The following is an 8,892-nucleotide window of genomic DNA, read 5'->3' on the forward strand; positions in this document are numbered from 1 at the left end:
TATCGTGGGATATTACAGCACGATCAGACCACACGACTATAACGGTGGATTACCCCCAAACGAATCGGAAAATCGATTCTGGAAAAACTCTAAACCCGTGGCCAGTTTTAGTTGACCACTACAATCCTAAACAGCTAAGGCTAAGGTCTTTACAGACAAAGGTGCTAGTTAGGAAGGGGATGCCTGTCACTTAGTCGTTCTGTTAGGCAAAAAAGTTTGAACATCGCCACTCATCATGCTATAAAAAAAGAACTCTTTAGCGTATGGGCTTTAGTTAAATAGCCTTGTCGGGCGTTTCGCCAGACACTAACTTATTGTTTAGATTTAGGGTTGCGTCAGATGCAAATCGGCCGCATCCTTTAGTTAAGAGCTAAAAAGAGACTTAGGTCTCTTTTTTTATTTGGACAATTAGATGTACGAACAAATTATAAAAGATACATTTAAAAATCTTGAAGTTGAAAATTTTACTGTCATTAATAACAGCCTAAATTTAATATTTGTTTGTGGTGGGCTTGTAGATGTAAAACAACCCATTCCTACAAGTATGCGCGGACAGCTTTACGCTTATACTGCCACTGAACATGAAGAGTTTCATAATTGCCTAAGGATGGCTGAATCTTTCAAAGACTATATTGAGTCAGGTCAGTATGATGATTTGCTTCATTTCGAGCACGACATCGCAAAAATATCATCACAAGTTCTTCTATTTCTCGAAAGCCCCGAATCATTAGTTGAGTTAGGGATATTTTCTTCTTTCGAAAACTTATATGATAAAATTTGTGTTATTGCACCAGAAGATCATGTTGAGAGCGAAGACTCATTTATTTTTTTAGGGCCGCTAAAAAGAATATCCACTTATGTAAATGAAGCAGTACTCACATACCCATATGATGCCGAAAAGGGAAAATTTGACAAATCAGTGTGGGGCGAAATTTGCGAAGATATTCTTTCAAGAGTTAACAGTAAAAATAAGATTGAAAAATTCAGGAAAAATGATGACGGTCATTTATGTATGCTTATACTTGAGATAATAAATATCTGCTTTCCTGTTCAAATCTCTGAAATTGAATCAGTTCTTTTGTCTTTTCAAATTAAGATCCCACAAAAACGTCTTTCTCAATTAATCTACCTACTACTCACATTAGAGCTAATACAAAAAAAGAAAAGAAGTTCAAACGCATATTTCTTCCCCCCAAAGAAACTTGCTAATGATAACTATATAAAATTTGGTTCTTATTCAGATAAAAAACAATTCGACAAAACAAAAAATAAAATAAATTTAAAGCAAGAACTCGCCTTTAATTTAAAGGATAAAGAACAACGGCGCCTTAGTGTATTAGCCAAGTATGGTGGAGAAAATGACCAATAATCTAAAATCATTACGCAAGCTTTTACAGAGCACACTTTTTTTTAAGTGATGATCTCATTAATATTTTTATTGCCACAGCTCCTTATAGATATAAGATTTATGAAATCAACAAAAGAAACTCCGATGAAAAGCGTAAAATTGCGCATCCTTCAAAGGAACTGAAATTCATTCAACGGATTATTATTAAAGAACTATCTGATATACTGCCTGTACATGATTGTGCTTATGCTTATAGATCTGGGCGAGGAATCAAAGAAAATGCGCTCATTCACTCAAAAAATAGTTATTTGTTAAAACTGGATTTATCCAACTTTTTCAACTCGTTAACACCTGAAATATTTTTTGCTGAATGTAAAAGAAACAACATTGATTTTGATAAAGACAATGCTTCTATTATATCAAACTGTTTGTTCTATCGTGAGCATAGGAAATCAAGTTTAAAATTGAGTGTTGGAGCACCCAGCTCACCGTTTATCTCCAATGTAATAATGTATTCATTTGATAAAATTATTGAAACAGAGTGTCTGAAAAGAGAGATAACATTCACAAGATATGCTGATGATATGACATTTTCGACAAATATAAAGAATACACTTATTGGGTTTGATGATTCAATAAGAAAAGTTTTAATCGATCTTTTCAAAGACTCTATCTCTTTAAATAATGATAAAACTATTCTTTCTTCGAAAGCTCATAATCGACATATTACGGGTATAACAATCTCGAACAATGATAACATCTCACTTGGGCGAGAAAGAAAAAGATTAATATCGTCAGCAATACATCGTTTTTCTTATGATAAATTAGATCAGAAAGCCGTGGACAAGTTGAAGGGCTTGTTAGCTTTTGCACATTACATTGAACCTTCATTTGTGGCTGCAATGGAAAAAAAATACGGAAGGGAGACAATAAATAAATTAAAGAAGTAGAACAAAAATCACACTACTAAAACACCATTATAAAAGAGGTTTGACGCCTCTTTTATTTTGTCTTAAATCGGTTGCTCTCTATTTTACTTACCTCTTCAAAATATAATTTCATCTGTTCTTTTTTAAGGCTTTCTTTTAACTTAGATTTAAATCTATTTTCATAATCAACCATAGAGGATGGCTTTTTTTTATATCTTCTTCAATTAGTTTTTCTTTACTTTTTGCCTGTATAATAGGTTTTTTTATATTTAACCTTTCTCTTATCTCTTCGATCTTAGTTGCTCTGCTATTGAAACGGCTACCGCTCTTGAGTCTAAATTTATTTGTGTCTGAGTTTGCTGTTTCTGCATGATCAAGTATCCTATCAATAGAACCGCTATCAGATTTATCACGCCAAATATTGAAGCCATTTTGATTATAATTTTTGATTGGTTCTTTATTGTATTGTTTTTTAACTCTGTTGAGTATTTGTGTAGCTTTCTGTGTTGTTCTTCTAACTTTTGAGTCTGTTGGTCTATTATATTTTTTGCTGAGTTTAAAGCGGTTGTTGTTATTTCTAATGAGTTGTTCACTCTGGTTAATGTCTGTTGTGTCTGATGTAATGCTGTGCTGACTGATTCGGATAGTATCATCATCGATTCTGTCAACGGCTCTACTGTCATTGAAATTTGGTTCAACAAATGATCGTCTAATACTATTTTCGTCATCTGTTTTTCTTGCTGCGAATCTTCTAACGAGTTCATCATCTCTATTTTTGTCATATTTCACCTTGTTTTTTATAGTGTTCCAACTAAATTTTTTACCCAACTGTGAGCCTTTAAATGCCACATCTCCCACACTGAAAGAACAACCCGCCACGTTGCCAGTGCTGGCAACATTGAACTGAGGTTCAATGCCAACGGCCTGCAGACGTTCTACGAACATCTCAAGGTCTGGTTTTCCTGTCATAGCTGCTTTTAAAGAGGCTTGAAGCACTAAACGGGCTGGTTTCTCACCTGTCCTCAAGGCTTGCTCGATCTCGTTCTTGGTTGGTGCTGATTCGTCTGATTTTTGGCTTTGTAAACCTTTAGTAATAGTTAAGCCGTGCTTTATCTCTAAATGTTCACAAGCTGCTATTGTGTTAAATGCTGAGTGTTGACCGTGCCATACAGAACCATCTAAGCCAACCCTATTTGCTACAATATGAATATGGTCTTTATCCGTATCTTTATGACGAACACAAATATATTGATGTTTTTCTATATCAATATTCATTTCTTTCAAATAGTCTTTTGCTATCTCTTGCCATTGTTCATCTGTTAAATGATCACCTTTAGGAAGAGATAAAAACGCATGAAAAACAGGCTTTTTTATATCCTGTCTAAAGCTGCTTACAGTTTTAAATTCATCAGTTAAATCAATAACATTATTATAACCACTTGACATATTGCTACAAATAAAACTGTGATCATCTTTTAATATATAATCGACCCTATTTTTAAATGATCTCCCTGTTTTAGCCACATTCCCTTTCATACTGTATAAACCTCGCAAGCTTTTAATATTTTTTTCATAAGTTGCTTTATAGCAAAGTTAGCTTCTGAAGCTACCGATTGTTTAAAGTCTTCATTAGTATGTAGTCTTTTAGCAATCTGATTTATATTATTACCTTGATGCTGTATTTCTCTATACAATGATTGCTCAAAATCCGGCATTTTTCTTTTAACAATAGGTTCAGAGTTTAAAATCTCTCTTCTAATATAATGGCCTCTTTCAAGGCCAGATGCCTCAACAAGTTCTTTTAAATATTTAAACTCTTCTTTGTTTACTCTAAACTGTATAGATATATCCCTGCGTTCTTCGTGATTTAATTCTATACGTCCTCTCCTTCTATCTATTTTCATATTTCTTTCTCACTTCATTCAAAGCTGTATACTGAACATAATCTCTTATGGATTTTATATAATCATCGTCATTAGTATCTATCAATGCTTGTATAAGCTCATCAGCTTTATTTTCGTTAATGTATCTATTGGCAACAAAATAACATAAGCTTTGTTCCTCATAGCTAGAGTAATCAAAAGGTATATATTTAACTTGTTCAATATAATAGAAAAAACGCGCTAATATATTAAGTTTCATTTCATATTCCATAATCATTGTTGATGCCTCTTTTTGTATTTTATAAGTTCTTTTTTATCTATTATTTTTCTAACATCTGATATTGCTTGCTTTGCTTCGCTTGATGTGTTCGTTTTACCCATACAACTACGGATCATAAACGCACCTAAAAGAATACAAAGAAGCATCATTGCTATTGCTATAATCATATATTAATCTCCTCAACTAAAATGAATATAAAACTTATCTTCTTCTTTTGATTTTAAAACAACTTTATTATAAAAATCTTTAATGTCATTGATACGATCAGGATCTGGATAGTTCTTTATTGCTTCGCTATTTATTATTTTATTTAATGCGATTTCTGCTCCTTTTTTACTTATTGTTTTACCTTCATTGCTACCTGAAAAATTATTATTATACTCTTCACAATGAAAACTCTTATAAAAAACAGCGTCAGCATAACCAAAAAAAGAAAGCTACTTTTTTATCTTTTTTTCTTTCAATACTAAAATCGTGGGACATATGTATAACTCCTAATATTATTTATAATATCCAAAGTAAATCTTTGGGGTTTGATTTACCGCCTCCCATTTGATAAGGGGAACAGGCGGAAGGGTAGATCTTTTTCAACCCTACGAGCAAAGTGAGATAGGGCAATCCGAAGGATTGGGTAAATAGCGGATACGCTATTACACCTTGCCTCAGTTTCCGAAAAACGAAAAAACAAAGCTGAACTACACCTATATTTAAATAAATAACCGATAATAATATCTAGTCAATAGCGGCTACATAAATAAATACACTGCACGACGAATAAAATGCAAATAAAAGATAGGGTAAATAATATATTGTCTTGATGGGTAGCTGTGCGTAAGGGTCAAATCGTCAAGTGCTAAATCGTGGGGTCCCACAAAGTGGGTTCCGATTTAGTGCTTGATGACATAGGGGAGGAGATAAAATTTATATGGGTGATGTTTCACGTAGTGGAGCATCACCCTGACAGACAAGACTGACTTACATTCTTCTTCTGAATATAATGTTATCTGAGAAAATAGCTTTACCCACGACAAAACCGACAATAGCTATTATTGGTAAGCTTATAGTAGCTCCTGCCATACCTGCAGACATTCCAATGAGCGCTGACAGACCAAAAGCTAACAGGATGATCACCGCCGCATACCAACCGGGATATGTTCCATATAGCACGGATGCCTGACATCCGGTGCATACATGAACACCTTTTTGACTTTCTTTATAACAAAAAGGACACTGAATAATATTTTGTTCCATCACTTAATCCTTCTTAAAGACCGCACCTTGGTAAACGACGCCATCTTTGACCTTTTCGATTTTAAAAGTCCAAGAGCCAAGATCTTTGTTTTGAGTTCTAGCGATATAGACGGGTTTCTTGCTTTCATCCCAGCTTTTAACGTTAAAAACACCATCACGAAACTTGATCACGTCTTTCTGAATATCAAGCCTGACGCCGTATTGCTGATTAACGTAGCCGCCATAGATGCCATCATCACCACAACCAGACAATAGCGTCACCAAACCTGCCACCATCATAAGTTTACGCATACCTTTTCCTTCACTGATGAGACACAGACCACCGCTTGGCCTGTAAACATCTTAGAATTCAATTATTTTCATAGTTCGTCATATCGTTTGTACCGATCGAAAAAAATACATGATAGATTAAAACTATCATAATCAATTAATCGATCGTCCAAATCAATTAAATACCGATCGATAAGGCCACATCAATCGATAAAAACTATCAATATCTATATATTGATCTTTTTTATCGATCATTATTTTGAAGTGAAATTTAGAATGACGTATTTTTAATTTTATGATAAATATCGATTTTTATATTTATATGGCTCTATGGATACATTATAAATTAAACATCAATTTTATACTTTTTAATGACTTAACAAAATATTATCACCAATTAAATCACTCAACATTTCATCAATAAACTCATCAGACAAAAGATAAGAATTAACACCAATGATTTTTTGAAGTTCATTCATATTATGAATAGGCTCCTTGCAAATAAAAAAATCAGTTTAACATTGTGCTACTATATCGTTTATATTTTCAACATTTGGATTGTCATCAAGATATTTTGCGCCATACAATATAGAATGTGAATTAATTGGCATATATACTGCTTTTAAATCATCATCTTTTTCATGGAATGGTTTAAATCTACGATCTCCATCAACTTCAAAAATCACGAGACAATCCCCTAATATCAATGATTGCTCAACATTTATTACTTTATAAGTTAGCTTCTTATACTCTTCAATTTTCAAACTTTCATCCAACTCAAGTCCTTTTAAATGTCCTTTTTTAGCGGCCTCAGGAATACCGGATAAAACCATATTTTCAAATAAAGGAATAAGTTGCAATGAAAGTTTATTTGCTATGTCGGGAAGCCAAGCATGAACGTTATTAATCAAAACACCCTTAATATGTGGGTGCAAAACTTGTGGAACATTTAACTCATTAAGCTGTTCATTAATCAACCTATCAAATTTTGATGGATCAGAAATGACATTTTTATTTAAATATCTAGACAAAGCATCTTTGCTTAAAAGTCTTATTCGCATCTGGTCTATTAGATGAGATGCAGTACTGGTAAAGTTAGAACGTAAATTTTTAGTTCTGATTTCCATATGAAAGACAAAGTCAGACAAACTTCCTATATCATCCATGTTAAATGTACCATTAACTAACTCACGGACGATTTTTGAATAGATATAAGTTTCCTTTTCAGTTATTTTGTCATCAATTGACGAATCGCCATCGAGAGTATAAAATTTATTTTCCAAACCAATGTTTTCAATTACTATATTTTCTTTTATAAACTCTTTTTTACATAAGCAAGAAAAAAACTTTCCTTCTTTCTCTAATGAAAATCCACGCTGTAAGAATCTAGGGATAAAATGCTGTCTTTTTCCTGCCATCTTTGAATCCTTAAAAAAATAACTTTAATTAATTTTATCATATAAGAAATAACATTTTAATTTTTTTCGTACAGTAGTACTAGAAATTTAAATTTTAAAGTTTTCGGGTTTTAGATGGCGACTTTCAGTCGTAGCTGTTTTCCGTTAGGAAAACTTAGTTTTTCTTGGAGCATTCCCCCCCCTCCCCCCAAGCGAAAAATGAAAATCGCTAAAGAGATAGAGAAAGGAAAAAAGAATGCTCATTGCGCTTTGATTACTCAAAAAGTATTCAAACCGTTTCCAGTCTGATACTCCCCCCCGCGACCCGCACAAACCTTACCATGATCTTTTAAGCGCTTCTCGTTTTACTAAAGAAGCTATAACGCTTTATAAATTTTAGGTAAGGCGATTCAGGCTGACAACATCGCTCCCGGTTAACCGCTGTCTACAATAACTCGATCTTCACCATCACTTGAGGGACCTTCGTATGATCGCACCCGATACAACAGGTTTTAACGTTATTGTTTTTGAGGACTAAAAAGGATTCTGGAAGTGGTATTTAAAAGACTTGTAAAAAGCTAAGGTTTAGATTTGACAAATATGAAAAGATTATTTAATACTTTATTATATTTGTAATCACGTTATTCCTCTAACTGATTACAAGACTTAAAAAAGTCAGCGAAAACTTTATAAGTCCTTTAAAAGTCAGATTTAACATCTGGCTTTTATTGCATCTTTTCTTTTTATAGATCTTCTATCTCAATAGTCAATAGAAATATAAAAATATTTACACAATCATTCTTGATTTTGAAATAAATGAAGGCCAGATATACATCTGACCTTTAGTTTGATATGAACTTATTATTCATAAATGGCCCTAAACGCCCCACAAACCAAATCGAGCTGCTTTATTTTAAATATAGGAAATCATAATAACTTGTGTGCGCATGCACATTATATCCATTCTAACTTTTTCAAAATCAATGTACTTGTGTTGACTTTTATCAATACTCTTCTTTGTTTTTTTAATAATGTCATCATAAACAGTTTCCATATAATGTTTGTCAGTAAATAAATCAAAAACTTCGCTGGAAGACTTGGTAAGAGTTCTCTTCGTAAAACGAGAATATTCCAATAATGCAGCTAAATCCGCTGAAGTTTGACTTGAATGTTTATTTTCTTTTTTCATCTTTTGTTCCTTATTGATTTTTTAAGTAAATACCCCCATACACTTTCATGTATTATTATTAAAGGGATCGTTATTTTCAAACACAGGTCTATATTTTTATTACATACAACCTCCTAACTTCATTTATAAAGATATTATCATGCTGCTTTTTTACGAGACGCGTAAATCATTTGGTCGATCCACTCATCAACTTCACTTTCTACGAACCTGATTGCTCGATCACCTAAATAACTGCGCCTAATAGTAGATCACTGAAGGGAACTCAATCCGGTTTGAGCGATCTGATCAATCGCCAAATCAAAACAAATCACCAACCGGACTGAGTTATGCCGATCATAGCATTCA

General features: G+C 33.1%; 10 protein-coding genes and 1 pseudogene. 2 read left to right on the plus strand and 9 right to left on the minus strand.

The features are described 5' to 3' along the window. Positions 1–412: 412 nt before the first annotated feature. Both DES54_RS17945 and DES54_RS17950 read left to right on the plus strand, forming a co-directional pair. Entirely contained in the window at positions 413–1,369 is a 957-nt protein-coding gene (locus tag DES54_RS17945; protein ID WP_113869707.1) for a retron St85 family effector protein, read from the plus strand. 50 nt (positions 1,370–1,419) lie between these two features. Then, positions 1,420–2,298: pseudogene (locus DES54_RS17950) on the plus strand (retron St85 family RNA-directed DNA polymerase); the annotation flags it as partial. A 135-nt stretch (positions 2,299–2,433) separates the two neighbouring features. Here DES54_RS17950 and DES54_RS17955 read toward each other — a convergent pair. The 9 genes from DES54_RS17955 to DES54_RS19405 form a co-directional block, all read right to left on the minus strand. Beyond that, positions 2,434–3,813 carry a relaxase/mobilization nuclease domain-containing protein gene (locus tag DES54_RS17955; RefSeq protein ID WP_240635063.1) on the minus strand — a complete coding sequence of 460 codons (1,380 nt, stop codon included), beginning with the start codon at positions 3,811–3,813 and terminating at the stop codon, positions 2,434–2,436. Continuing rightward, a complete protein-coding gene (locus DES54_RS17960) occupies positions 3,810–4,181 on the minus strand; it encodes a plasmid mobilization protein (protein ID WP_113869711.1) in 372 nt (123 codons plus the stop codon). The genes DES54_RS17955 and DES54_RS17960 overlap by 4 nt, the downstream gene beginning before the upstream one ends. Continuing rightward, positions 4,168–4,419 (minus strand): hypothetical protein, encoded by a 252-nt coding sequence (locus tag DES54_RS17965; protein ID WP_240635065.1) that lies wholly within the window; start codon positions 4,417–4,419, stop codon positions 4,168–4,170. Before DES54_RS17965 ends, DES54_RS17960 begins: the two co-directional genes overlap by 14 nt. Before the next feature lie 14 nt (positions 4,420–4,433). Then, complete coding sequence (locus tag DES54_RS18645) at positions 4,434–4,607, minus strand: hypothetical protein (RefSeq protein WP_169050475.1); 174 nt, start codon at positions 4,605–4,607, stop codon at positions 4,434–4,436. Positions 4,608–5,415: 808 nt separating this feature from the next. Beyond that, positions 5,416–5,691 (minus strand): hypothetical protein, encoded by a 276-nt coding sequence (locus tag DES54_RS17970; protein WP_058675798.1) that lies wholly within the window; start codon positions 5,689–5,691, stop codon positions 5,416–5,418. A 3-nt stretch (positions 5,692–5,694) separates the two neighbouring features. Further along, the gene (locus DES54_RS17975; protein WP_113869715.1) at positions 5,695–5,982 is read right to left on the minus strand and encodes a hypothetical protein; all 288 of its coding nucleotides are present in this window, start codon (positions 5,980–5,982) and stop codon (positions 5,695–5,697) included. Between the two features lie 494 nt (positions 5,983–6,476). Next, positions 6,477–7,379: a DUF4238 domain-containing protein gene (locus DES54_RS17980; protein WP_113869717.1), complete on the minus strand. Its 903-nt coding sequence runs from the start codon at positions 7,377–7,379 to the stop codon at positions 6,477–6,479. Between the two features lie 892 nt (positions 7,380–8,271). After that, positions 8,272–8,547: a hypothetical protein gene (locus tag DES54_RS17985; RefSeq protein ID WP_113869719.1), complete on the minus strand. Its 276-nt coding sequence runs from the start codon at positions 8,545–8,547 to the stop codon at positions 8,272–8,274. A 137-nt stretch (positions 8,548–8,684) separates the two neighbouring features. After that, entirely contained in the window at positions 8,685–8,789 is a 105-nt protein-coding gene (locus DES54_RS19405) for an AlpA family phage regulatory protein (protein ID WP_427846356.1), read from the minus strand. Positions 8,790–8,892: the final 103 nt, after the last annotated feature.

This window comes from Brenneria salicis ATCC 15712 = DSM 30166 (genome assembly GCF_003315515.1).
GTDB lineage: Bacteria > Pseudomonadota > Gammaproteobacteria > Enterobacterales > Enterobacteriaceae > Brenneria > Brenneria salicis.

Coding starts and splice junctions, on each gene's coding strand:
- DES54_RS17945 (WP_113869707.1), top strand. CDS start 413: ATGTACGAACAAATTATAAAAGATACATTTAAAAATCTTGAAGTTGAA.
- DES54_RS17955 (WP_240635063.1), bottom strand. CDS start 3,813: ATGAAAGGGAATGTGGCTAAAACAGGGAGATCATTTAAAAATAGGGTC.
- DES54_RS17960 (WP_113869711.1), bottom strand. CDS start 4,181: ATGAAAATAGATAGAAGGAGAGGACGTATAGAATTAAATCACGAAGAA.
- DES54_RS17965 (WP_240635065.1), bottom strand. CDS start 4,419: ATGAAACTTAATATATTAGCGCGTTTTTTCTATTATATTGAACAAGTT.
- DES54_RS18645 (WP_169050475.1), bottom strand. CDS start 4,607: ATGATTATAGCAATAGCAATGATGCTTCTTTGTATTCTTTTAGGTGCG.
- DES54_RS17970 (WP_058675798.1), bottom strand. CDS start 5,691: ATGGAACAAAATATTATTCAGTGTCCTTTTTGTTATAAAGAAAGTCAA.
- DES54_RS17975 (WP_113869715.1), bottom strand. CDS start 5,982: ATGCGTAAACTTATGATGGTGGCAGGTTTGGTGACGCTATTGTCTGGT.
- DES54_RS17980 (WP_113869717.1), bottom strand. CDS start 7,379: ATGGCAGGAAAAAGACAGCATTTTATCCCTAGATTCTTACAGCGTGGA.
- DES54_RS17985 (WP_113869719.1), bottom strand. CDS start 8,547: ATGAAAAAAGAAAATAAACATTCAAGTCAAACTTCAGCGGATTTAGCT.